Origin of the sequence: Comamonas denitrificans (assembly GCF_042654745.1) — a bacterium.
GTDB classification, from domain to species: Bacteria; Pseudomonadota; Gammaproteobacteria; order Burkholderiales; family Burkholderiaceae_C; genus Comamonas; species Comamonas denitrificans.
The window spans coordinates 12,225-36,058 of the sequence record NZ_JBHSEY010000001.1 but is presented as its reverse complement, the minus strand read 5'-3'; the positions used below and the strand labels follow the sequence as shown (position 1 = coordinate 36,058).

Annotated in this window: 26 protein-coding genes; 14 read left to right on the top strand and 12 right to left on the bottom strand. The window is 58.1% G+C overall.

Features of this window, described 5'->3' with window-relative positions; genetic code table 11:
* The first annotated feature begins 2 nt into the window (after window positions 1-2).
* From ACFO24_RS00195 to ACFO24_RS00140, 12 genes are all read left to right on the top strand, one after another.
* Complete coding sequence (locus ACFO24_RS00195; RefSeq protein WP_377736244.1) at window positions 3-884, top strand: hypothetical protein; 882 nt, start codon at window positions 3-5, stop codon at window positions 882-884.
* A gap of 66 nt (window positions 885-950) precedes the next feature.
* On the top strand, window positions 951-1,289 hold the full coding sequence (locus ACFO24_RS00190; protein WP_377735985.1) for a hypothetical protein: 339 nt from the start codon (window positions 951-953) through the stop codon (window positions 1,287-1,289).
* A 276-nt stretch (window positions 1,290-1,565) separates the two neighbouring features.
* On the top strand, window positions 1,566-2,489 hold the full coding sequence (locus ACFO24_RS00185) for a helix-turn-helix transcriptional regulator (RefSeq protein WP_377735982.1): 924 nt from the start codon (window positions 1,566-1,568) through the stop codon (window positions 2,487-2,489).
* 21 nt (window positions 2,490-2,510) lie between these two features.
* On the top strand, window positions 2,511-2,831 hold the full coding sequence (locus ACFO24_RS00180) for an SHOCT domain-containing protein (RefSeq protein WP_377735979.1): 321 nt from the start codon (window positions 2,511-2,513) through the stop codon (window positions 2,829-2,831).
* Between the two features lie 7 nt (window positions 2,832-2,838).
* Window positions 2,839-4,419: a hypothetical protein gene (locus ACFO24_RS00175; RefSeq protein WP_377735977.1), complete on the top strand. Its 1,581-nt coding sequence runs from the start codon at window positions 2,839-2,841 to the stop codon at window positions 4,417-4,419.
* A 21-nt stretch (window positions 4,420-4,440) separates the two neighbouring features.
* Window positions 4,441-5,439: a hypothetical protein gene (locus ACFO24_RS00170; RefSeq protein WP_377735975.1), complete on the top strand. Its 999-nt coding sequence runs from the start codon at window positions 4,441-4,443 to the stop codon at window positions 5,437-5,439.
* A 74-nt stretch (window positions 5,440-5,513) separates the two neighbouring features.
* Window positions 5,514-5,798 carry a YkgJ family cysteine cluster protein gene (locus tag ACFO24_RS00165; RefSeq protein ID WP_377735972.1) on the top strand — a complete coding sequence of 95 codons (285 nt, stop codon included), beginning with the start codon at window positions 5,514-5,516 and terminating at the stop codon, window positions 5,796-5,798.
* Window positions 5,799-5,947: 149 nt separating this feature from the next.
* Complete coding sequence (locus ACFO24_RS00160) at window positions 5,948-6,163, top strand: hypothetical protein (protein ID WP_377735970.1); 216 nt, start codon at window positions 5,948-5,950, stop codon at window positions 6,161-6,163.
* A gap of 7 nt (window positions 6,164-6,170) precedes the next feature.
* Window positions 6,171-6,941 (top strand): hypothetical protein, encoded by a 771-nt coding sequence (locus ACFO24_RS00155; RefSeq protein WP_377735968.1) that lies wholly within the window; start codon window positions 6,171-6,173, stop codon window positions 6,939-6,941.
* 70 nt (window positions 6,942-7,011) lie between these two features.
* Complete coding sequence (locus ACFO24_RS00150) at window positions 7,012-7,497, top strand: helix-turn-helix domain-containing protein (protein WP_377735965.1); 486 nt, start codon at window positions 7,012-7,014, stop codon at window positions 7,495-7,497.
* A complete protein-coding gene (locus tag ACFO24_RS00145) occupies window positions 7,494-7,754 on the top strand; it encodes a hypothetical protein (protein WP_377735963.1) in 261 nt (86 codons plus the stop codon). Before ACFO24_RS00150 ends, ACFO24_RS00145 begins: the two co-directional genes overlap by 4 nt.
* 133 nt (window positions 7,755-7,887) lie before the next feature.
* Window positions 7,888-8,220 (top strand): helix-turn-helix domain-containing protein, encoded by a 333-nt coding sequence (locus ACFO24_RS00140; RefSeq protein ID WP_242700503.1) that lies wholly within the window; start codon window positions 7,888-7,890, stop codon window positions 8,218-8,220.
* A 20-nt stretch (window positions 8,221-8,240) separates the two neighbouring features.
* Here the strand turns inward: ACFO24_RS00140 and ACFO24_RS00135 are convergent, their stop codons facing one another.
* From ACFO24_RS00135 to ACFO24_RS00110, 6 genes are all read right to left on the bottom strand, one after another.
* Entirely contained in the window at window positions 8,241-8,972 is a 732-nt protein-coding gene (locus tag ACFO24_RS00135) for an ABC transporter ATP-binding protein (RefSeq protein ID WP_377735960.1), read from the bottom strand.
* On the bottom strand, window positions 8,969-9,841 hold the full coding sequence (locus tag ACFO24_RS00130; protein WP_377735957.1) for an ABC transporter ATP-binding protein: 873 nt from the start codon (window positions 9,839-9,841) through the stop codon (window positions 8,969-8,971). The genes ACFO24_RS00135 and ACFO24_RS00130 overlap by 4 nt, the downstream gene beginning before the upstream one ends.
* A complete protein-coding gene (locus ACFO24_RS00125; RefSeq protein WP_377735955.1) occupies window positions 9,838-10,932 on the bottom strand; it encodes an ABC transporter permease subunit in 1,095 nt (364 codons plus the stop codon). Before ACFO24_RS00125 ends, ACFO24_RS00130 begins: the two co-directional genes overlap by 4 nt.
* Window positions 10,929-11,858, bottom strand: a complete 930-nt coding sequence (locus tag ACFO24_RS00120) for a branched-chain amino acid ABC transporter permease (protein ID WP_207575716.1) — start codon at window positions 11,856-11,858, stop codon at window positions 10,929-10,931. Before ACFO24_RS00120 ends, ACFO24_RS00125 begins: the two co-directional genes overlap by 4 nt.
* A gap of 129 nt (window positions 11,859-11,987) precedes the next feature.
* Window positions 11,988-13,148, bottom strand: a complete 1,161-nt coding sequence (locus ACFO24_RS00115) for a branched-chain amino acid ABC transporter substrate-binding protein (RefSeq protein ID WP_377735953.1) — start codon at window positions 13,146-13,148, stop codon at window positions 11,988-11,990.
* 324 nt (window positions 13,149-13,472) lie between these two features.
* Complete coding sequence (locus tag ACFO24_RS00110) at window positions 13,473-15,662, bottom strand: TonB-dependent receptor domain-containing protein (RefSeq protein ID WP_377736238.1); 2,190 nt, start codon at window positions 15,660-15,662, stop codon at window positions 13,473-13,475.
* 293 nt (window positions 15,663-15,955) lie between these two features.
* On the opposite strand from ACFO24_RS00110, the gene ACFO24_RS00105 reads away from it, so the two are divergent.
* Together ACFO24_RS00105 and ACFO24_RS00100 are read left to right on the top strand one after the other, a co-directional pair.
* Window positions 15,956-16,399 (top strand): hypothetical protein, encoded by a 444-nt coding sequence (locus ACFO24_RS00105; protein WP_377735951.1) that lies wholly within the window; start codon window positions 15,956-15,958, stop codon window positions 16,397-16,399.
* 158 nt (window positions 16,400-16,557) lie between these two features.
* Window positions 16,558-18,543: a TonB-dependent copper receptor gene (locus ACFO24_RS00100; protein WP_377735948.1), complete on the top strand. Its 1,986-nt coding sequence runs from the start codon at window positions 16,558-16,560 to the stop codon at window positions 18,541-18,543.
* 91 nt (window positions 18,544-18,634) lie between these two features.
* On the opposite strand, the gene ACFO24_RS00095 is transcribed toward ACFO24_RS00100, so the two are convergent.
* The 6 genes from ACFO24_RS00095 to ACFO24_RS00070 all read right to left on the bottom strand — a co-directional run bounded on the left by ACFO24_RS00095 (window position 18,635) and on the right by ACFO24_RS00070 (window position 23,821).
* The gene (locus tag ACFO24_RS00095; RefSeq protein WP_377735945.1) at window positions 18,635-20,131 is read right to left on the bottom strand and encodes an FAD-linked oxidase C-terminal domain-containing protein; all 1,497 of its coding nucleotides are present in this window, start codon (window positions 20,129-20,131) and stop codon (window positions 18,635-18,637) included.
* A 183-nt stretch (window positions 20,132-20,314) separates the two neighbouring features.
* Window positions 20,315-21,226 carry a LysR substrate-binding domain-containing protein gene (locus tag ACFO24_RS00090; RefSeq protein ID WP_377735942.1) on the bottom strand — a complete coding sequence of 304 codons (912 nt, stop codon included), beginning with the start codon at window positions 21,224-21,226 and terminating at the stop codon, window positions 20,315-20,317.
* Complete coding sequence (gene purU, locus ACFO24_RS00085) at window positions 21,226-22,077, bottom strand: formyltetrahydrofolate deformylase (RefSeq protein ID WP_207575721.1); 852 nt, start codon at window positions 22,075-22,077, stop codon at window positions 21,226-21,228. Before purU ends, ACFO24_RS00090 begins: the two co-directional genes overlap by 1 nt.
* 64 nt (window positions 22,078-22,141) lie before the next feature.
* The gene (locus ACFO24_RS00080; protein WP_207575722.1) at window positions 22,142-22,438 is read right to left on the bottom strand and encodes a BTH_I0359 family protein; all 297 of its coding nucleotides are present in this window, start codon (window positions 22,436-22,438) and stop codon (window positions 22,142-22,144) included.
* A 41-nt stretch (window positions 22,439-22,479) separates the two neighbouring features.
* Window positions 22,480-23,265, bottom strand: a complete 786-nt coding sequence (locus ACFO24_RS00075) for a DUF3108 domain-containing protein (RefSeq protein ID WP_377735938.1) — start codon at window positions 23,263-23,265, stop codon at window positions 22,480-22,482.
* Window positions 23,266-23,344: 79 nt separating this feature from the next.
* Window positions 23,345-23,821: a hypothetical protein gene (locus tag ACFO24_RS00070; RefSeq protein ID WP_377735936.1), complete on the bottom strand. Its 477-nt coding sequence runs from the start codon at window positions 23,819-23,821 to the stop codon at window positions 23,345-23,347.
* Window positions 23,822-23,834: the final 13 nt, after the last annotated feature.

Genomic DNA, 23,834 nt, shown 5'->3' with positions numbered 1-23,834 from the left:
CCATGCAAACTGCCGTCATCCCCCCTCTTGCTGTGCCTGGGAAAAAAGCCGTACCAGACGGCATTCGTGGCTGGTCTTGGGGGGCGTTTCTGCTCAGTTGGGTCTGGGCCATTGGCAACAAAACCTGGATTGGCCTGCTCGCCCTCATTCCCTACGTTGGTCTGATCATGGCCATCATCCTGGGCATCAAAGGCCGGGAATGGGCCTGGCAAAACAAAGAATGGGACAGCATCGAACACTTCCAGCGCGTGCAAAAACAATGGAACCGCTGGGCCTTCATCATCGTAGGTGCCCTGCTGGTCATCGGCCTGCTCGCCGGCATCGGCATCGCAATGTACGAAGAACATGCCCCATCCACCCACACCTCCCAAGCGCAAGACATCCCACCCCCAGCACCCACTGCAGCCACTGCAGCCACTGCAGCCACTGCAGCCAGTGCCCCAGCAAGCACCCCATTTGCGCAGGCATTCGATGAACCCCTAACGCACTCGGCCAGTGCGCAGAAATATGAGCCTGTTTTTCTCTCTGAGAATGATGACGGGCATCTGTTCAAAATATCCAGCTACCCCAAAAAAATCATCTACAAGAATACCAATCTTCTGGATTATTTATTTGAAGATACTGACATGATCGGTTATCTGGCATTTGAAAAAACTTACCAATTTGGCGAAAACTATATTTTCATCATATCTACCGGAGAGAATGGAAACTCCTGCCCCGCCACCACTTACGCCTTTCAGGTAGATACAGCCGCCAACCGCATCTCTGACAAGCACGAAATCGACGGCTGCTCAGAAAACGTAGAAACTTTTTCCGAAGGCAACACGCTGATGGTCAAAAAAGAAGGCAATGCCAGCATTTTCTACAACGGCGAAGTTCAGTAATCCGATCATCCGATCATCCGATCATCCGGTCATCCGGTCATCCCCCCAAATTCAGAAAGCCCCACCATGAGTTTTTGCCGAGGCTGCGGCACCGCGCTGCACGAAACCGCCCCCACCTGCCCGCACTGCGGTGCGCCCCAAAACCTACCGTCGGCCGAGCCCCCCGGCACGCTCTGGCTGCCCGTACCGGCGCTAATCGTGGGCATCCTGGCGCTGCTGGCGGCCATCGGTTTGGCCGACTCCGCACTGATCGACCCAGATGAATACATGGGCACCCTGCTGTTCGCCGGCATCGCCATCATCCTGGGGGCCATTGGCACCTACCAGCAGAAAAAAGGCCGGGGCCTGTCTATTGCCGGATTGGTACTGGGCGGCCTGGCCTTGCTCATCAGCCTGGGCGTTTAAAACAAGAGCTTATAGCGCTTATTTTTAATAGCTTTTTATGGTTAAAAGCCGATAAATCCATTAAACACAAGCGCTACAAGCTTCTTTTTTTGCGCTAACTCCTGGCACAGGCATGCAGCCGCTGGTATCGCAAAACACCGCAATAAATGCGGCAGAATGCATCTAACAAATATTTATATCAAGGCAGAAAAATTACTCAGCATGCGGCACACCCTGTCGCACCCCATTTTTACAGTACGCCACACTGCGGCCCCTTGTTATGGACGGACCCTGACCATGCCCAACCACGCCCTTGTCACTGCAACGACTGCCGATACCAAAAGCGAAAAACTCGCACAACGTCTGTCGCGCATCATTGCCCGTCTGCACCAGGGCGAGCACATCGACAAACACCAGCTGGCGGCTGAATTTGGCACCACCATCCGCACCATCGAGCGCGACCTGCACCAGCGCCTGCACGGCATCGCCGAGCGCAACGCCCAAGGTCAATGGCAACTGACCCTGACCGCCCGCAGCACCATCCCGGCGCGACACCTGCACGGCTACGCCCGCATGGCCGGCACCGAGCGCCTATTCCCCGATGCCAGCCTGCCCTACCTGCTGAGCCAGCTCAACATCCCCGAACCGCACCGCGCCACCCACGTGCAGCCCATACCGCACGAAGACCTGGGCGGAGGCACCCGCACCTTCGCGGCGCTGCAAGCGGCCATCGAGCAGCAGCACACCTGCCACTTCACCTACAAAACCAAACCGCGCCACGCCCACCCCTACCGCCTGATCCACAAAAACGGTGTCTGGTACCTGGCCGCCGAAGAAGCAGGCCGCCTGAAAAACTTCAGCGTCGCACTCATCGAACAACTGCAGGTGGACAGCAGCGCCCCCTTCACCCCCAAACGCACACACCTGGACTACATCGCCAACAAAGACGACGTGTGGTTTACCGAACAAACCACCGAAGTGCTACTGCGCATCGCCCCCGACATCGCCCACTACTTCGCCCGCCGCCAGCTGCTGCCCCAACAACAGCACCGCCAAGACAGCGATGGCTCTTTGCTGGTCACCACCCAGATCAACCACATTAACCAGCTACTGCCCGTGGTGCGGTATTGGCTACCGCATGTGCGCATTGTTCAGCCCAAGGCTTGGGAGGAGGAGTTGGTGAGGGAGTTGCGGGAGGTTTTGGGGCGGTGGGATCAATAACCTACATATAGGAAGAACACCATGCAATTCATTCTTTTTTTGCTACTTCTATTCACCATCGGCTGCGTGTTGTATGGGATTTCAGCGGGGGTGCAAGGCATTCAACGTGGAGCTGCCAGATTGGCTCAATATAGCGACCCAAAAAATAAAAACACACAAAAAGAACCAAACCATGAAGCTAGAGCCGAAACAAAAAAACTAAATTCCACCCAGCGTTGTCTATCTATCTTGGAGGAGTTACGTGAACTCCATCAGCAAGGCGGATTAAGTCAGGAAGATTTTAACAATCTTCAAAAACATCTAATTTCTTCTTTTTCATCGGCTACTAACCATACTGAGTAAAATTTTAATGAAAAATAAAAATATCTCATCATCGAAACGCAGTGATTCTGATAAAAAAGAAATCACGAAAGACATCACACGTACCACCACAGCATTATCTGCCAGCGAGACAGTGAATCGTTTTGGTAGTGCCAACGCAGAATTTATTAAAGGCTATACTGGTACAGATAAAGAAACAGGGCAAATTTTCTCTAAAGGTTTAGAAAAGATATTTACCCATAAAATCAATGACAACCCAGAAAAAGCAGCCGCTAATATTAAACAACAAGCTGGTTTCAGCGCAGAAGTTGCCACTACCAGTCGCGATAATGCAGAAGCCATTATTAATCGCTCAGAAATAAGAACATCTCGCAGTGATGATTTGCCACAATACGGAAAGAATCATAATATTGTTGATCGAGTGCAAATTTTAGATGGAAATATCATAGAGGGCACTCAAACTCAAATGAAGTTTGTTGGAGATCGCAATGAACTTTTCAAAAACATTGCAGAAGATAATCAAAAAGGAAATTCTAAATTCGCCCGCTATCGAGGTACAAAAATAGAACTCCCCTCTGAACAAATACCAGGCGCTGCCGACTATTGCACCAACAAAGCAAAGGCATTACGCGAACAGGCTGAAGCTGTTGCTGCCAAAGGTGGCCCTCCTGACGTTGTCGAGCGCTTGCGTAACAATGCAGAAAATTATGATCAACTTGCCACCAATATAAAAGATAGCGGCCTAACCACCGAACAAGCCATTTTTTACCGACAGCATCCAAAAATAGCAACCGCCCTAGATATTGCTCGCACCAGCCACCGGGCAGGCGTAGAGGGTGCAACTTACGGCGCAGCTATTGGAGGCAGCATCTCACTTTTACAAAATATCTTTGCATTAGCTCAGAATGAAAAAAACTTGAGTGAAGCCACAACCGACTTAACAATTGATATTTCTAAAGCTGGTCTCGTAGGTTACGGCACAGCATCCATTGGCTCGGCAATTAAAAGTGGTATGCAGCAATCAGGCAATACAGCATTACGTACTCTTTCAAAAACGAATGCCCCGGCGTTGGTTGTTAATATTTGTCTATCGCTGGGTAGCTCCGTAAAGCGTTATATCGCAGGGGATATCACTGAATCCCAATTTTTAACCGAGGTCGGCGAAAAGGGTGCGGGTATGCTCTCTAGTGGAATGATGGCTGCTCTTGGCCAGTTAGCAATTCCAATTCCTTTTGTCGGCGCAGCCATTGGCGGAATGATTGGCTACACCCTCTCATCCCTTTTTTATCAAAGTGCATTGGATTCAGCCCGCGCAGTTGAAACCTCACGAGCCATGCTTGCACGCACCCGCGCGATCCAAGTCGCAGCCCGAGACCGCATGGCTCAGGAGCAAGCATCCTTAGATGCATTCATACGCCAAGAAATACCTCAGCTATTGCAAGAAACCCAAGAATTTTTTTCCTTGATTCAAGACACCAGCAACAGTACAGACCAGTTGGCAGCCGGAATTAATCGTTATGCAAGCCTTTTAGGTAAAAAATTGCAATTTGAAAATCTTCAAGATTTTGATGATTTTATGATAAATTCCACCGAACTTTTAAAACTTTAACCACCACTCTAAGGAGAAATTATGCCCATCCCAATTATTATCGGTGCCGTTGCAGGTGCAGCAGCAATTTATGGAGCTGTCAAAGGCGTTAGCGGTGCTATGGATCACAGCAAGGCAAAAGATATCAATGCCGATGCTCGCTCCATCGTTGATGATGCCAATATTAATGTAGAAAAACAACGTCAATCTACGTTCAATATTCTAGAAAAATACGGAAAACGAAAAATCACTGCGTTTGATGGTGTTATTTCAGATTTCATCCATACGTTTGGACGAATAAAAAACGTAGAAATAGTTAACACCCCTGAATTAGAAAAATTAGGTATTAATGATTTTTCCAGCCAGTCATTATCAGATTTGCGTCAAGACTACCAAGCCTTGAAGGATGCCGGCTTAGGGCTTGGCGCAGGATTGGGCGGTGGGGCTGCACTCGCTTTTGGTGCCTACAACGGCACGATGCTGCTTGCAGCAGCGGGCACAGGCACAGCAATTTCCTCTCTGTCGGGTGTTGCTGCCACTAATGCTACGCTAGCATGGCTAGGTGGCGGAACATTGGCAGCAGGTGGCGGCGGTATGGCTTTAGGTACGATGGTACTTGGAGGTATTGTTGCTGGCCCTGCACTTGCTATTTTTGGCCATATTATGGGCAATAAAGGCGAAGAAGCGCTAAATAATGCCTATAGCAACTTAGAGCAAGCACGTACTATCCGTGATGAAGCCAAGCTAACCATTACAAAACTTCAAGCAATTTCACAAGTAAGCACACTAGCCAGTGAAATTCTTCAAAAAATTACGATACAACTTCGCCGCTCCATAGAAAACCTATCTGAAGTAATCTCACAAGAAGGAACCGATTACCAAAAATTTAGTCCCTCAGCCAAGAAGGTTACCCTTGAATCTGTTAAGTTTGCTCAACTAATCAAAGCAATCATAGACACTCCAATTTTGGATAAAGATGGAAATTTAGTACTTTCAACAAAAAAGAAAATAGAAAATATTCAGACATCTATTGATATTTAATAATTTAATATCTCTTTAATAATTAAGCCACTGCTTTTAGCAGTGGCTTAAATTTTTAATATATCGCAGATTAAATGCACACTCCCTTTCCATGCACTCAATGCGGTCTGTGCTGCCAAAATGTCCATCTTTCCGATGAAACACGATTCCTAGACCGTGGCGATGGCACATGCCAGCATTACGATGCCGCAAGCAAAGGTTGTTCTATTTATGCCAATCGCCCCAATATTTGCCGTGTCGATCGCATGTATGCCTTGCGATATCAAAAGGAATATACATGGGCAACATTCGTTCGCTTAAATCAAGAGGTATGCGCCACGTTGCAAACACAGGCCAACGATACGTACTTGGATAAATAATATTTAATATCCAAATGATATATACCCAAGACGCATGCCTATTCACCCGCACAGCCAAGCCCCATGTGTTGGAGCTGGCAACCGCCCTGAATGCGGAAGAATTGAAAACAGAGGGGCTGGCCATTCAAAATTTTGAACTGAAATAAACCATGCCCATCCCCCCACCCCCACGCCAATACCACTGCCCTGTCTGCCACTGGAGCAAGATCGTCGCCCCCCGAAGCGATGTGCTGATGCCGGGCCACGACACCTTTCATAGCTGCCCCAAGTGTGGGCACGCACCGCTGGATTCCCAAGCGGCGGATGGCTGGGCAGCGGGTGTGGGGCAGGCGCTGGACGTATTGACCCAATGGCTCAAACGCTGAACTGACCATGAACACCAAAGCCACCCCAATTTCCCCCACCCCCACGCTGGCCACCCTCAGCGCCCGCCACCAAGCCCAAATTGCCCAGCAGCGCACGCCCTTCACCCTGCGCATACACCGTGCCTTGAGCTGGCTTAAGCGGGCTGAGGCGGCAGGGGAAGATGACGATGTGGCCTTTATCTGCCTGTGGATTGGCTTCAATGCGGCTTATGCACAGGATTTGGGTGAAGGCGGCGGTACGGCGGCCTCTGAGCGGCAAACGTTTCGCAACTTCATGGCCGACTTGTGTGCGCTGGATGGCGACAAGGCACTAGCCAAGCTGGTGTGGCAAGTGTTCCCCGGCCCAATCCGCGTGCTGCTGAACAATCAATATGTGTTTCAGCCGTTTTGGGATGCGCACAGCAACCCGCGCAGCGATGGCAGCATTCCCGACCATTGGCGCGAGGCGTTTGATGAGGCGCGCCAGCGCGTGCATCGGGCGTTGGGGCAGCAGGATACCGAGCGGGTGCTGTACGAGGTGTTTGTGCGCCTGTACACGCTGCGCAACCAGCTGATGCACGGCGGCGCAACGTGGAACAGCACCGTGAACCGCGCCCAGGTGCGCGATGGCCGGGCGCTGCTGGCGCGGGTGCTGCCCGCCATGCTGGGCGTGATGATGAACCACCCCGCGCGCTTTGAGGGGCGGCCGTTTTATCCGGTGGTGCCAGACGCACCCTCTCACACCAAACGCAGCCCCCTGCAATCACCCCCTTTCAAAAGCACTGCCGCAGACTGCTGAGGCCGCTTTTATCACCTTAAATGCTAATATTTTTACTTTTAAAAGTAAAAAATGACAAAATATTAGCACCATGGCCAAAAAAATCGCTCCTCTGCTGCCGACCACCAACAAGCTCCTTGTCGAGTTTGGGGAGCGGCTCAAGCTTGCGCGGCTGCGCAGAAAGCTGACAGCCAAGCAGGTTGCCGAGCGTGCAGGCATGTCTGCCATGACACTGCGCTCGTTGGAGGCCGGTGGGACAGGCGTAACAATGGGGGCCTACCTTTCTGTCATGCAGGTACTTGGGCTGGCAAATGATTTGGCCAAGCTAGCCACTGAGGACGAGCTTGGACGCCAGCTCCAAGATGCACGGCTGAGAAAAAACGCAACAACACCCCCTGTATTAGCCCGGCAAACGGGTGGCACTCAGGTGAAGAGCGCGCCGCGCAACCTACCGCCCGTAGATATGGGAATGGCGGACAGCTCCAGCGCGGGACGCGCTTTGGATGACGCAAAAAGCACATCGGCTCTGAGTGCGTTGCTCAAAAAGCCCCAACGTAAGGGGAGCGCCGAATCATGAGCAAGATTGCCGTCTATGCGGACTGGGAAGGGCTGCACGGGCCACAGCGGCTTGGTTTTCTGCACAGCCGAAGGACTCGCGCGAGCGAACTGTTTGACACAGCAGCGCGTGCTCTTTTGCCTGGCGTGACCATGCTGCGCTGTGGTTCAGCCTGGGCGCGGGTGCTGCCCGCCATGCTGGGCGTGATGATGAACCACCCCGCGCGCTTTGAGGGTCGGACGTTTTATCCGGTGGTGCCAGACGGGGGGCGACGCTGACAGAACGTATCCGTGGGCACCGAGAACTGAATATTCTTAAAAAGTGGGCCAAAGAACTACGAATGCACGCTACGCAGCGATGTGATTCGCATCATCTCGGCCCGCAAGGCCAATCAACGGGAGATTCAGCGCCATGAAAACAGTACGCCACAAGATTGATTTGCCCCGTCCCGCAACGGTACCTGCGGGGCGCGTGGATATAGCCCGTGTGGATGCCACGACAGAGGCGGACATCGCTCGGCATATTGCCGAGGACGAGGCCCAGTCAAGGCAGGATGCCGCCCTTTTTGCGCAACGGGTGCGCAAGCGCCTGGGGTTGAGCCAAGCGGAGTTCTCTGCCCGCATCCACGTTTCGCTGGACACCATTCGCAATTGGGAGCAAGGCAAGCCCGCCCCCACCGGGGCGGCCAAGGCGTTGCTGCGGATTCTGGACAAAGCACCCGAAATGGCTCTGGCGGTGTTGTAAGAGCGTGTTCAGCGCACCCCCTACTCCCCCAAATACGCCGCGCGCACTTTGGGGTCGTGCAGCAGGTCGCGGGCGGGGCCTTGCAGGGTGAGTTCGCCCGATTCGAGCACGTAGCCGCGCTGGCTCACTTCCAGGGCAAGGCGGGCGTTTTGCTCGATGAGCAAGATCGTCACGCCTTGCTGAGCGATGTCTTCGATGACTTCAAAGATTTTGTCCACCATGATGGGGGCCAGGCCCATGGTGGGCTCGTCCAGCAGCAGCAGTTTGGGCTTGGACAAAATAGCCCGGCCCATGGCCAGCAGTTGCTGTTCGCCGCCCGAGAGGGTGCCCGCCGTTTGCAGTCGGCGCTCGGCCAGGCGCGGAAAGCGCTGGTACACCTGTTGCAGCTCTGCGGCAAAATTGATTTTGTCTTGGCGGCTGTACGCGCCCATGTGCAGGTTTTCTTCAATGGTCAGCTGCGGGAAGATGCCGCGCCCCTCGGGCACCATGACCAGGCCTTGGCGCACCATGGCGTGTACGGGTTGGCCCGCCAGGCTTTTGCCTTGGTAATGCACGCTGCCCGCAGCCAGCGGCACCAGGCCGCAAATGGCCCGCAGCGTGGTGCTTTTGCCGGCACCATTGGCCCCGATCAGCGCCACCCGCTCGCCGGGGTGGACGTGCAGGTTGAGCTGGCGCACGGCGCGGATGCCGCCATAGGCCACGTCCATGTTGCGGATGTCCAGCAAGGGCGTAGAAGCGGTGGGATGGCTCATGGTTGGGCGCTTTCTGCTGCAGAAGGATTGGACAAATTATTAGGAGCACTGTCCGCTTGCTGTGCAAGGTCTTGCGCAGCTCCTTTACCTAAATATGCTTCAATCACGCGCGGGTCGCGCTGCACTTCTTGAGGCAGACCATAGGACAGCACCTGGCCGTATTCAAGCACCAGCACGCGGTCGCACATGTTCATGACCAGTTTCATGTCGTGCTCGATCAGCAGCACGGTGATGCCGTCGGCGCGGATTTTTTCAATCAGGGCGCGCAGCACCACCGTCTCGGACGGGTTCATGCCAGCGGCCGGTTCGTCCAGCGCCAGCAGGGCGGGGCCGGTGGCCAGGGCGCGGGCAATTTCCAGGCGGCGCTGGTCGCCGTAAGACAGGGACGAGGCCACCTCGTTGGCCACATGGCCGATGCCCACGTAGTCAAGCAGCTCCAGCGCCCGCGCTTGCACGCGGGCCTCTTCGTCGCGGGTGGCTTTGTTGCGCACCACCGCGCCCCACAGGCCCGCTTTGGTGCGCAGGTGCTGGCCGATCATGACGTTCTCCAGCGCCGTCAGCGCGGAGAACAGGCGGATGTTTTGGAATGTTCGCGCCAGGCCTTTATCGGCAATCTGGTGGGGTTTGAGCCGGGTCAGCTCCACGCCCTGAAAGTTGCAGCTGCCCGATTCGGGGATGTAGAGCGCGGTCATGACGTTGAACAGCGTGGTTTTACCCGCGCCGTTGGGGCCGATCAGGCCGAAGATTTCGCCTTTGCGGATCTCAAAGCTCACGTCTTTCAAAGCCTGCAGACCGCCAAAGCGCTTGCTCAGGCCCTGGGCAATCAGCAAGGGGTCGCCGTTTTTTAAGCTTGCTACGGGGGCGCTCATGCGGGCTGCTCCTTACCACGGTTGAGTTCGCGCTTGCGCACTTGCGAGGGCCACAGCCCCTCGGGCCGGAAGATCATGATGGCCACCATGGCCACGCCAAACAGCAGCATGCGGATGCCGTCGGGGTCAATCACCACTTCGCCAAACAGCGTTTCTTGCAGCGGCACGACGATGCTGCGCAGCACTTCCGGAAAAATCGACAGCAAGATCGCCCCCGCCACCACGCCCGGCACATGGCCCATGCCGCCCAGCACCACCATGCACAGGATGGCGATGGATTCGGTCAGGCCAAAGCTCTCGGGGCTGACAAAGCCTTGCATCGAGGCAAACAAACACCCCGCCACGCCGCCAAAGCTGGCCCCCATGCCAAAGGCCATCAGCTTGATGCTGCGGGTGTTGATGCCCATGGCCTTGGCGGCCACTTCGTCCTCGCGCACGGCTTCCCAGGCGCGGCCCACGCGCGAGTTTTGCAGGCGAATGCAGACAAAGATGATGAGGATGACCAGCGCAAGCAGCAGGTAGTAGTACTTTTCTGGACCGGTGATGCGAAAGCCCAAAATCGTCTCGGGGCGGCCCAGCGCCCATTCACCGATTTTGAAGGTATCCACCCGGTTGATGCCCTGGGGGCCGTTGGTGATGTTCACCGGCGCATCCAGGTTGTTCATGAAGATGCGGATGATCTCGCCAAAGCCCAGCGTCACAATCGCCAGGTAATCGCCGCGCAGCTTGAGCACCGGAAAGCCCAGCGCAATCCCCGCCGCCGCCGCCAGCGCCACACCGATGGGCAGCACCATCCAAAACGGCAGGTGCAGATCAAAATGCGGCGAAGCCAGCAGCGCCCAGGTATAGGCCCCCACGGCATAAAAGGCGATGTAGCCCAAATCCAGCAGCCCGGCAAAGCCAACCACAATGTTCAGCCCCAGGGCCAGCATCACGTACAGCAAGGCAAAGTTCAGGATGCGAATCCAGCCCTGCCCGGCCGTGGCCCCCAGCAAAAAGGGCAGCACCAACAGCACCGCGCCAATGGCAAAGGCCCCCAGCCAAACTTTGGCCGGTGTGCGGTCTTGGGAAGTGGAAAGTGTGTGCTTCATGCGCGGTCTCCCGAACGTTCACCCAGCAGGCCCGAGGGGCGGAAGATCAACACCACCACCAGCACGATGAAGCTAAACACGTCTTGGTAATGGCTGCCAAACACGCCATTGGTCAGGTTGCCGACATAGCCCGAGCCCAGCGCCTCGATCAGCCCCAGCAGCAAGCCGCCCAGCATGGCACCGCCCAGGTTGCCAATGCCGCCCAGCACGGCAGCGGTAAAGGCTTTCAGGCCCAGCATGAAGCCCATGGTGTACTGGGCCACGCCGTAGTAGCTGGTAATCATCACCCCGGCGACTGCGGCCAGGGCCGAGCCAATCAAAAACGCCGCCGAAATCACGGTGTTGATGTTCACCCCCATCAGCCCGGCCACTTCGCGGTTTTGCGCCGTGGCGCGCATGGCCATGCCCAGGCGGGTTTTGTGCACCAGCAGCAGCAAGGCGGCCATGATCAGCGCCGAGCCCAGCATGATCACAATCTGCAGCAGGCTCAGGCGGGCATCGCCCAGCTGGAACACGCTGGGCTGCGCCAGCTGGGGAAAGTTCAAGTAGTTGCGGCCCCAGAACATCATGGCCACGTTCTGAATGATGATGGACACGCCAATGGCCGTAATCAGCGCCGCCAGCCGGGGCGCACGGCGCAGGGGACGGTAGGCGATGCGCTCGGCCGTCCAGCCCAGCGCCATGCACACGGGAATCGACACCACCAGCGCTGCGCCAATGGCCACAATGGCCGACACATCGCCGTAGTGGCCCACCAGCGCCAGCACGATGCTGGTGGCCACCATCGCGCCCACCATCACCACGTCGCCGTGGGCAAAGTTGATCAGCCCGATGATGCCGTACACCATGGTGTAGCCCAGCGCCACCAGCGCGTACACGCTGCCGGCGGTCAGGCCATTAATAATTTGTTGGAGAAAAATATCCATGACAGTCGCGCCGCACGGCGGGGTCAGGCCAAGGGAAACAGGCTGGGGGTGAGAGCCACAACAGCACACTCACCCCCAGCCCGAAGAACCTGCGGCAGCGTCAGCACCGCAGGCAAATGCCAAGGGGAATTACTTGGCCGAATCGACGATGGTTTTCACCTCTTCCCACTTGCCGCCTTTCACGGTGTAGATGGTCACAGCCACTTCGTTCAAATCACCGTTTTTGTCGTAGGCGATGTGGGCACTGGTGGCACCGCTGCGCTTGAGGTTGGCCAGCTTGGGCAGGTATTTGTCGGCCTTGGCTGAACCGGCCTGCTCCATGGCGGCGATCATGTTCCACGCACCGTCATAGGCGTAGGGGGCATACACGCCGGGATCGACCTTGAAACGGGCTTTGTAGGCGGCGGCAAACTGCTCGCCCTGGGCCATGGTTTTCAGTGGCACACCGGCCAGCGAGGCGTAGGTGCCGTTGGCGGCTTCACCGGCCAGTTTCAAAAAGGTGTCGCTGCGCGTCATCTCGCCCGACACCAGCGGCTGGGTAATGCCCAGAGTCTGCATCTGGCGGCGCATGGGGCCGGACTGCGCGTCCAGGCCGCCAAAGAAAATCGCCTCAGCGCCCTTGGCCTTGATGCTGGTCAGGATGGCGGTGAAGTCGGTTGCTTTGTCGGTGGTGTATTCGCGTGCCACGATCTCGCCACCGGCGCGTTTCACGGCGGCAATCACCTGGTCGGTCAGGCCCTGGCCGTAGGCCGTGCGGTCGTCAATCACGGCCACTTTCTTGGCTTTCAAGTCTTTCACAATGAACACCCCCACGGCCGCGCCCTGCTGGGTGTCGCTGGTCATCATGCGGAAGGTGGTGTCATAGCCTTGCAAGGTGTATTCGGGCGAAGTGGCCATGGCGATTTGGGGGATACCCGCATCGTTGTACACGCGCGAGGCGGGAATGGTGGTGCCCGAGTTGAAGTGCCCCAGCATGCCGTTGACCTTGGCATCGGCAATCTGCTGCGCCACCTGCACGGCGGTGCGCGGGTCGGCCTGGTCGTCCTTGGAGACCAGCACGAACTTGGCCGTATCGCCATCGAGCTTGATGCCCTTGGCGTTGGCCTCTTCCAGCGCCAGGGTCAGGCCGTTGCGCATGTCTTCGCCGTAGTGGGCCTGGGGGCCGGTCAGCGGCGCAGCAAACCCTAAGCGCACAGTGGTTTCGGCCTGGGCGGTGCCCACCAAGCCAGCACAGGCCAGCGCGGCGCTGACGGCCAGAGTCTTGATCTTGAAAGCGGAAGAAGGGGTCATGCTGCGTTGCCCCTTGGTTGAAAAGATGCTCGATTGCAGGGAGGTGCAACCGAATGAAACACTAGGGTTTTCCTGGTTTTTGCAAAACAGGCACAACCATAAAAACCAAAGGTGCAACCCTACAGCAGCCATGGTTTTACCATTTAAGTAATAGCTATAGCCGCTTGATATTTCAATGTTTTATTTTGTTTTTAATAAAGAAATCAATAAATACAAGCGCAAACAGCTCTTATTTTAGGAAGGCATAAAAAAACCCGCGCCAGCCGGGAAGGCGTGCGCGGGTTGGTTGCAGCCACTTTATCCCGGTGGCTGTACTGAGCTATATCAGAAGCTTACGTTTGCCGAAATCCACAAAGTGCGACCCGGCAACGTAGTACCTGCCACGGATGCACCCCCTTGGAAGTAGGAATTGACCCACGTAGGAACACCGTTCACATTCACCAGACTGTACTTACGGAAATCCTTGTTCAACAGGTTGAAGATATTGGCGTTCAGGCTAACGTTCTTCGATACTTTGTAGGTACCGCCCAAGTGGAGCAGGCCATAGCCTTTGATATCGCCTACAGCGTCATAGATGGCCTTGTTGCCAGCGCTCAACTTGTCATAAGAACCGCTGAAGCGCGGGCTTTTGCCCCGGTATTCACCGCGCAGCCACAGGCTCCAATCCTGGGCAGGTTTCCAGTCCAGTTGCAAGCTGGCAATGTGCTTGGCGGTATTTGCCAGTTGTCCATTCTTGACACCTTTTTCAATAACTTCGCTTTGCGTCCAGGTGTAGCCTGCTTTCACACCCCACTGCGGATTGAATTGCACGCGGGTGCTCAACTCCAGCCCCCAGGTCTTGGCTTCATCGACGTTGATGGAGTAGGTAGCAGCGGGATTCGCAGCACAGCTAGAAATAAAGTTCGCTGCGCAATCGCCGCCAGAGCTGATTTTGTCTTTCACCTTGTTGTGGAACACAGTAGCAGAGCCAGTTACCCCCTTCTGGTTGTCGAACAGGGCAGCAAATTCGGTACTGGTACTGACTTCCGGCTGGAGGTTAGGGTTACCAATGTTGATATTGGTACCCTGCCCACTGATGCCGCTGACACCATCAATCAACTGATTCAGACGCGGTGCACGGAAGCCCTTGCTGACACCGCCCTTCAGCGTCCATTGCGTGTTGGCATCCCACACAAGATAGGCACGGGGACTGACCTTGCCGCCAAAAGCATCATGGTGGTCATAACGCCCACCGAAAGTTGCGGTCAGACTATCCACTAGGCGCCATTCATCCTCGGCAAACAGCGACCACATGGTCTGCTGATGCTTTTCTGGCAACAGGCCGTCAGTGAGCTTGGCATCCCACCACTGGGCACCAGCAGTCAAAACATGCGCAGCCCCCAGCGGAGCAACGAGTTTGGTATCCAGCACCGTATTGGTCGTCTTGAGCTCACGATCCGTGCCACTGCGGGGATCACCAACAGGCACGGAAGCTCCAGGAATAGAGCGTCCTTCGGTTTCCGTCACAGTACGCATCAGACTGCTTTCCAACAAACCAAAGCCAAAGCGGCTGGTATGACCGATGGCAACCTGATCGCGGTTGAAGCGCAAGGCATCTTTGTAGCCCGGGTATTTGCTCGGAATGTTGTCAGCATCGCGACCACCCAGCCGACCATCATCGTTGTTGTACCAAGTGCGGCCTTGCTCCACATCCAGCCACAGTTCGTGCTGCTTGGTCGGTGTCAGTGTCAGACGTGCACCGATGTTGTGCTGACGGCTCTGTGCAGGTGCCGGGTTACGAGCGTTGGCAAGCTGCACTGCACCCGGTGCCAACACCGGATCGGAAGCATCACGACGGTACAAGCTGCCACGCACCGCCAGGCCCAGCACGTCCTGCTTGATCGGGCCATTCAGGTACAAATTGAGCTTGTTCTCTGCACCCCAATCGTTGTCCTCAGGAATGCTTTGGGTCATGCTCACTTCACCGCCCCAGGTTTTAGCAACCTTACGGGTGATGATGTTGATCACCCCGCCCATAGCGTCAGAACCATACAGGGTGGACATGGGGCCACGGATGACCTCGATACGCTCAATAGCCGAAACTGGCGGCATAAAGCTATTGAGGGCTGCACCAAAACCGTTGGGCGTGACATCACCAGCCACGTTCTGACGCCGGCCATCAATCAAGATCAGCGTGTAATCACTGGGCATCCCACGGATACTGATGTCCAAGCCACCTGTTTTGCCGGTACCACCCAGTACATCAATCCCTTCAACACCTTGCAAGGCTTCGGCTAGATCGCGGAAGTTTTTATTTTCCAGTTCTTCACGACTGACAACCGAGATCGATGCCGGCGCTTGCTTTAGCTCCTGCTCAAACCCCGCAGCCGACACCACCACTTCCGACAAGGTGGTGGCCGTGGCCGTCGTCGCCCCCTCTTGTGCCCCCACCGAGGCGCACACCAGTGCAGCAGCCAAGGCCACCCAGGTGCGCTGGCACTGAGCGGCGGGCCGCCCTCCCTGCTCTTGCAACATTCCCATTGCCATATAAAAAACTTTCTCAGCCCAACAGCTGGTTTTGAAATGAAAAAATCTGAAAAAACCCAAAAAAGCCCAAAAAAGCCCCCGGCTTCTTGTGGGCTCGTCGTGCAATAGGGCGTGATTATTACGATAAATAATGCGAATCGTTCTTGTTTTGCTTGCGAAGCATGCAAGGTGTTTCTTATTTGCAACAAATTTCTATGCCGCGTGCATTCTTTTGACCCACGGCAAGCCTGCGCTCCCTGGCTGCCACACCCTGGGTAAAACCCTCCCCATAATGCGGGCCCATGTTTGAGTGCCTGCGCCGCCGTCACCGCCACCTTCGTACTTGGGTACTGGGGCTGTTTGCGGCGTTGTGGCTGGTGGCCCTGTCCTCGGCGGCCCCCACCCGCATGGTGCTGCCCCTGCTGGCCAATGGGGCGCAGGCCAGCTTCAGCATGGCCGAGATGGGGTTTTGCGGCATGCCCCCGCAGGCCGACGAATGGGCCGCCTGGCTGGGGGAAGACCCCGGTGCCGACCCACCCAGCACCCCCAGCGCCCACTCCCCTGCCTGTTTGCTGTGCATTGCCCTGGCCACCCCCCAGGAAGTGCGCACCAGCGCCTACCGCCCGCCCTTGCTGGCGGGCTTGCGCCTGCCGGGCAACCCCGGCGCAGCACCCCAGGGCTGGCTCGCCCAGGCCCCTGCCAGCGCGGGGGCCACCGCGGCTGCACGGTTGAAATTCTTGCGCTGATGCGCCCTGGCCCCTGGCGTGCCGCTGTGCTGTGCGCTGTCGGCTAGCGCCAGCGCGGGCGGCCTGTTGGCGGCCCTTGTTTTCACCATGCAGTGCTCCCCCATGCCCCCACGCGGCAGGTCGGCAGGGCGGCAGGGCGGAGCCTGGAGTTATCTCTTATGAAATTGCGTTCTTTCCCCAAAAACACCCCTTTGGCGCTGGCCTGCACCGCCCTGTTTACCCCGCTGGTTTACGGGCAAGACAGCGCCCCAACAACAACACTGGACGAGGTGGTCGTCACCGCGATTCACGACCAATCAGCCGTGCAAGTGGTCACCGACCCGAAAATCCCGCGCCAGCCCGTCCCGGCCAGCGATGCCGCCGATTACCTCCAAACGATCCCCGGCTTTAGCGCCGTGCGCAGTGGCGGCACGAATGGCGACCCGGTGTTCCGTGGCCAATTTGGCTCGCGCCTGCCGCTGCTGACCAATGGCATGCAAATGCTGGGTGCTTGCCCAGGCCGCATGGACACGCCCAGCTCCTACATCGCGCCAGAGACGTTCGATGTGCTCACCCTGATCAAAGGGCCGCAAACCGTGCTCTGGGGGCCGGGGGCTTCCGCCGGGGTGGTGCGCTTTGAGCGCGAGCGCCCCGACTTTGCCGCCGGCCCGGTGAATTTCACTGCCAGCCTGCTGGGTGCCAGCGCCGGGCGCAATGACCAAAACGCCGATCTGGCTGCAGGCAATGACCAGTTCTACGCCCGCATCAGCGCCAACCATTCACACGGCCAAGACTACAAAGACGGTGACGGCACCTCCATCCCGTCCGGCTGGAACAAATGGAATGCCGATGCCGCCCTGGGCTGGACACCCGATGCCGACACCCTGGTGGAGCTGAGCGCCGGGGCTGGAGACGGCTGGGCGCGCTCGGCCGCCCGCGGCATGGACGGCACCCAGTTTCGCCGCGACAGCCTGGGCCTGCGGCTGCAAAAGCAAAACATCACGCCCTGGCTGAGCAAAGTCGAGGCGCAGATTTACCGCAACGAGGCCGACCACTTGATGGACAACTTCCAGCGCCGCCCCCTGCCCCAGGGCAAGATGGCCATGGCCAGCAACGTCAAGCGCGTTGTCACCGGTGGCCGCATCGCTGCAACCTTGCAACCGACCCCGGCGCTGACCGCCGACATCGGCCTGGACCTGCAGCGCAACACGCACGAAGGGCGCAGCGGCATGGGCATGAGCTACCTGAACAAGCCATGGGTGCGCGATGCCAAGTTTGCCAACCTGGGCCTGTTTAGCGAACTGCGCTGGCAAGCCGCGCCCAGCACCCTGTGGGTGGGCGGCCTGCGCCTGGACCGTGCCCAAGCCTGGGATTACCGCAACCCAGCCAGCACCCACAAGCGCGACGAAAGCGCCCTGCCCAGCGGCTTTGTGCGCTGGGAGCAAACGCTGGCCAGCGGGGCCACCACCTACGTTGGCCTGGGGCATGTGCAGCGTTTTCCGGATTACTGGGAGCTCATTTCGGGCAAAGCAGGCAATGTCTTTGCCACCCTGGAGCCAGAAAAAACCACCCAGCTGGACGTGGGTGCCAACTGGAAGGGGCAAAACTGGCAGTTCTGGACCTCGGCCTACGTCGGGATGGTGCGCGACTTTATCTTGTTCGACTACGCCAGCAACCCCAGCAAGGCACGCAACATTGATGCCCGCACCGCCGGTTTCGAGCTGGGCGGCAGCTACAAACTGGCACCGGCCTGGACGGCCCAGGCCACGGTGGCCTACACCTGGGGGAGCAACCGCAGCGATGGCACGGCCCTGCCACAAATGCCCCCGCTGGAAGCGCGCCTGGGCCTGGACTACGCCCAAGGCCCGTGGACGGCGGGCGCCCTGTGGCGACTGGTCGCCGCGCAGCACCGCTACACCCAAGACCAGGGCAATGTCGTGGGCCGCGACATGGGGGCCAGCAGCGGTTTTGGCGTGCTGTCGCTGCACGCCAGCTACCGCGTGCAACGGCAGCTGAAAATCACCGTCGGCGTGGACAACCTGCTGGACAAAACCTATGCCGAGCATCTGAACCTGGCGGGCAACGCCGGTTTTGGCTTCCCCGCCAACACCCGGCTGAACGAGCCGGGACGCACCCTGTGGCTGCGGGCGGATATGCAGTTTTAAGCCCTAGATTTTCAGCATAAAAAGAGCTGGTAGCGCTTATTTAACAAGCGCTACCAGCTCTCTTTTTTGAAAAGGGCAATGAAAAGGGCAATTAAAACCGTGGCAAATCCGGGTGGCTGAGCTTGCCGCCGCGCACCAGCATCTTGCCGTACTCGGCACAGCGGTTGAGCGTAGGAATGAGCTTGCCGGGGTTGAGCAGCCCGGCCGGGTCAAACGCCGCTTTCAGGGCGAACATCTGCGCGTTTTCTGCCGCCGTGAACTGCACGCACATGCTGTTGAGCTTTTCCACGCCCACGCCATGCTCGCCGGTGATGGTGCCGCCCATGGCCACGCTGGTTTCCAGAATGTCCGCGCCAAACAGCTCGCAGCGGCGCAGCTCATCGGCGTTGTTGGCATCAAACAAAATCAGCGGGTGCAGGTTGCCATCGCCCGCGTGGAACACGTTCACGCAGCGCAGCTGGTATTTTTTTTCCATCGCTTGAATGGCCAGCAAGATGTCGGCCAGGCGCTTGCGCGGAATGGTCGAATCCATGCACATGTAGTCGGCGCTGATGCGGCCACTGGCCGGAAAAGCGTTTTTGCGCCCACTCCAAAAGCGCAGGCGCTCTTCCTCGTTGTTGCTCACGGTAATGGCCGTGGCCCCCGCGCCGCGCAGCACGTCGCTCATGCGGGCGATTTCTTCTTCCACCTCTTCGGGCGTGCCATCGCTTTCGCACAGCAAAATGGCCTCGGCGCTCAGGTCGTAGCCGGCGTGAACAAAGTCCTCGACGGCAGCGGTCATGGGCTTGTCCATCATTTCCAGCCCGGCGGGAATGATGCCCTGGGCAATCACGGCGGCCACGGCATCGCCGGCTTTGCGCACATCGTCAAAGCTAGCCATGATGCAGCGGGCCAGTTTGGGCTGGGGAATGAGTTTGACGGTCACCTCGGTGACCACGGCCAGCATGCCCTCGCTGCCCATCATCACCGCCAGCAGGTCGTAGCCGGGCACATCCAGCGCCTCACTGCCAAACTCAATCGGCTCGCCCGCCACGGTAAAACCGCTAACTTTCAGGATGTTGTGCACCGTCAGTCCGTACTTCAGGCAGTGCACGCCGCCGGAGTTTTCCGCCACGTTGCCGCCGATGGTGCAGGCAATCTGGCTGCTGGGGTCGGGCGCGTAGTACAGGCCGTGGGGCGCAGCCGCCTCGCTGATGGCCAGGTTGCGCACACCGCACTGCACCCGGGCGGTGCGGCTGAGCGGGTTCACATCCAAAATTTTGTTGAACTTGGCCAGCGACAGCGTCACCCCCATGGCATGCGGCATGGCCCCACCCGACAGGCCCGTGCCCGCGCCCCGGGCCACGACCGGCACTTGCAGGCGGTGGCACACCTGCAGCACGGCTTGCACCTGGGCATAGGTCTCGGGCAGCGCCACGACCAGCGGGCGCTGGCGGTAGGCGGTCAGGCCGTCGCATTCGTAGGGGGTGGTCTCTTCGCTTTGCCACAGCAGGGTGTGGCCGGGCAGGTGCTGGCTCAAGGCCTGCACCACTTCGGTCTGGCGGGCCAAGCGCTCAGACGCAGGTGGGGTTTCGGTGGCAGTCATCATGGCGTGACTGTAGACGATGCGACCGGCAGGCTGGCGTGAACTTTCTTGCAGCCCGCTGTGAAAGTGCGTGCATTAAAAAAAGGAGCTTTTTGCGCTGATAAATAAACGATTTAAGATGCTTTTTCATCTAAAAACCAATAAATTCAAGCGCAACAAGCTCCTTTTTTAAAGAGGCGTTTAAGTTTAATTCACCACCTTGACCAACCACTCGGCAAACGCATTGCATTCCCAGCGGTCCATGGTGCCGGTGCGCCAGCACAGGTAATGGGCATTGACGCTGGGCACATCCAAATCGAACAAACGCACCAAAGTGCCGTTGTCCAGCCAGGGTGCGCCCAGCTTCAGGCGCACTGGCGCAATGCCCAGGCCGCCTGCGGCGGCATCGCACAGCAGGCCGACATCGTTGAACTGCGAGCCTTCGGTCGGCTCGGCCCAGTCCAGGCCGGCCGCCCTGAACCACGGCTGCCAGGGCTCCAGCGGGCTGCGCAGCAAGGGCAGATCGCTTAAAGCCTCAGGGGCATCAATCGGGCCATGCTGGCGCAAAAAGGCGGGCGAGGCCAGCGGGGTGTACACATCGCGGGCAATTTCCATGTGCTCGACATCGGCGTAGTGGCCGGTGCCGTAGCGCACGACCAAGTCGGCATCTTCGGCCACCACATCCAGCAAGGGAATGGCCACTTGCAAGGCAATATCAATCTCGGGATAGGCCACCATGAATTGCGAGAGCTTGGGGATCAGCAAGCACCGCGCAAAAGTGGGCGTGACCGCAATCTTCAGCCGCTTGCGCCCGGACGATAAGGGCAGGTTGGGAAAGCGCTGCAGCACCCCCAGCCCTTCGCGCACCTGCTGCAAATAATTGGTGCCCTCGGTGGTGAGCGAAAAATCCGAGCGGCCAAACAGCTGGGTGCCCAGCACCTCTTCCAACTGGCGCACCCGGTGGCTGACCGCGCTGGGCGTGACGCTTAATTCATCGGCCGTCAAGGTCACGCTGCGCAGCCGCGCCAAGGCTTCAAACGTGAGCAGGCACTGAATGGGCGGAATGCGCCGCGCTGCACGGCTATCAAAACTGGGGCGGCCGGCGCGGGGCGTAGTCATTAGCGGAACACCACGGTTTTATGGCCGTTCAAAATCACCCGGCGCTCGCTGTGCCACTGCACGGCACGGGCCAGCACCTGGCTTTCGGTGTCCTGGCCACGGGCGGTGAGGTCATCGACCGTGTCGGTGTGGTCGGCGCGGGCCACGTCCTGCTCGATGATGGGGCCTTCGTCCAAATCGGCGGTGACGTAGTGCGCCGTGGCCCCGATCAGCTTCACACCCCGGTCATGGGCCTGGTAATAGGGCTTGGCCCCCTTGAAGCTGGGCAAAAAGCTGTGGTGGATGTTGATGGCGCGGCCTTGCAGTTTTTCGCACAGGTTGTTGGACAGCACCTGCATGTAACGGGCCAGCACGACCAGTTCTGCGCCCTCTTGTTCGATCACTTCCAATTGGCGTGCTTCGGCCTGCGCCTTGGTGGCGGCCGTGACGGGGATGTGGTGGAAGGGAATGTTGTAGCTGGCCGCCAGCTGGTAAAAATCGCGGTGGTTGCTGATGATGGCGCGAATATCGACCGGCAACAGCCCGGACTTGAAGCGAAACAGCAGGTCGTTCAGGCAATGGCCCTGGCGGCTGACCATGATGACGGTCTTCATGCGCTCGGCCCGGGGGTGGATGCTCCAGCGCATTTGCAGCGGCTCGGCCAAGGCGGCAAACGCTGCTTTCAAGCTGGCCAGATCGTGGGCCGCGCAGGCAAATTGCACACGCATAAAAAACAGGCCGGTGGCCTGGTCGTTGTATTGCGCGGCTTCTTCAATATTGGCGCTTTGCTCCAGCAAGAAGCCAGAAACCGTGTGCACCAGGCCCAAGCGGTCAGGGCAGGAAAGGGTCAGGATGTAGGCGTGTTCAGTCATAACCGGCGAATTGTCGCAGCTAATAGCGGGGCTTGCGCCCCGCCGCTGCAGGTGGTGCGCTGCTTTAGTGGATCAACACCGGATTTTGCGCCAAGCTGGCGTAGCGCTCGAGGGTGGCTTCTACCTCTTCCTCAGAAGGGGATTCAATTTGCCAAGCGCGAATCTGGCGCTGGAACAACTCCGCCCACTCGCCATCCAGGTACACCTCTTTGCCCGTGCGCTTATCGACAATCTCAAAGCCATGGCGTGGCAGCGCGGGGGTTTCGGTTTTGCCATCGGAGAGCAAAATCTTCTCTGGCTGCCCCAAATCGGGCTGCATGTGCAGCACTACGAAAGTGTCTGAGTCGTACAGCATTTGCATGGTGGGCCCTCCTCTCATCGTGTTACAGCTAGGAATCACCATCACTTGCGAAGTTCCTCGGGGACAGTTTGCAGCTGCAAATCCAGGCTGTCATTCGCGCTTTCCTGCATGCGAATGCGCACTGGCAAATAACCCCACTGCGGTGCCACCCACAAGGCCGAATGGCTGGCGTGCGCCCCGGCCTGCGCGTTATCGGCATCCAGGTGCAGCAATTTCAGCGCCTTGATCCCCCCAGCGGGCAGCTGCAGGTTTTCTTGCCGATCCACCACAAACACCCAGGGCTTGACGCTTTTATTGCTGGCCGCCTGCACGGCAATGCGTGTGCCCTGGGGATAGTCCTGCGGGGCCGCCGCCAGCATCCCCGCCACTTGGAAAAACACGCTCACCCGGTCTTGGGTCAGCGCCTGCCACGGCGCCGCCGGGCTGCCTCGGCTGAAAGTAATTTGCCCGCTGGCCGCGTCAAAGCTGACGCTGTACTCCTTGCGCGCGCGGTCCATGAACACTTCAGGCTGCAGGCCCTGCGCCGTCAGCTGCCCGGTACTGACTTGGCGGCGCCCGCCCAGCAGCGGCATCTGCACCTCTTGCGCAGCCTCGTAGCGGCCCGCTTGCACTTGCCAGCGCAATTGGGCTTGGGCTTTGAAATGAAAACCCTTGGCCACCCCCGACACCGCAAACGGCAACACCGCATTGGGGGGCGCTTGCCAGGTCACAGGCGCATGGCGCAGGCTGCCTTGCGCATTGGTCACTTCAATGGCCGCCGCCTGCACCGATCCGACCAGCCAGGGCGCAAGCAGACACAGCCCGCACCACGCTTTTATGGTTTTCATGGCTACCGTTTCCTTGTGTTGCAGAAAAAAGAAAAGCACCCTGCGGGTGCTGGATGGCACAGCGCAGCGCGGCTTATGCCTACCCCGCGTCTTGCCCAGCCTCTTCCTCACTGCGCAGGCGCACCCGCATCCAAAACCCGCGTGCTTCGCCCTTGAGCACCAGTTTGGAGCGCACCTGCACTTTGTTGCTGGACAACGGCATGGGAATTTTGTAGTGCTTGGGCATGGCCATGATGGCACCCAAGGTGGGCATCTTCCAGTACTGGTCGTACCCGGCGTGGTAGGCCACTTCTTCGCACCAGCCCACGCGCTCAATGTCGGCGCGTTGTACGGTGTTGATTTCTTTGCCTTCACTTTGGCCCAGTCCCTCCACCCAGATCAGGGTTTGGGTGTTGGGGGGAATGTGCAGCCAGATCTCGGCCGCATCACCAAAACCTTCGGTGCGCACACCCGACTGGCTGGCAACAGCAGCCCCTTCAGCCTCCGGACGCCCCATGTAGCGCCGGGGGCCGCTTCCCTCGGGCCGTTCGCTAGGATTGGGTACTTCGGTATTCACAGCAATGCTTTCT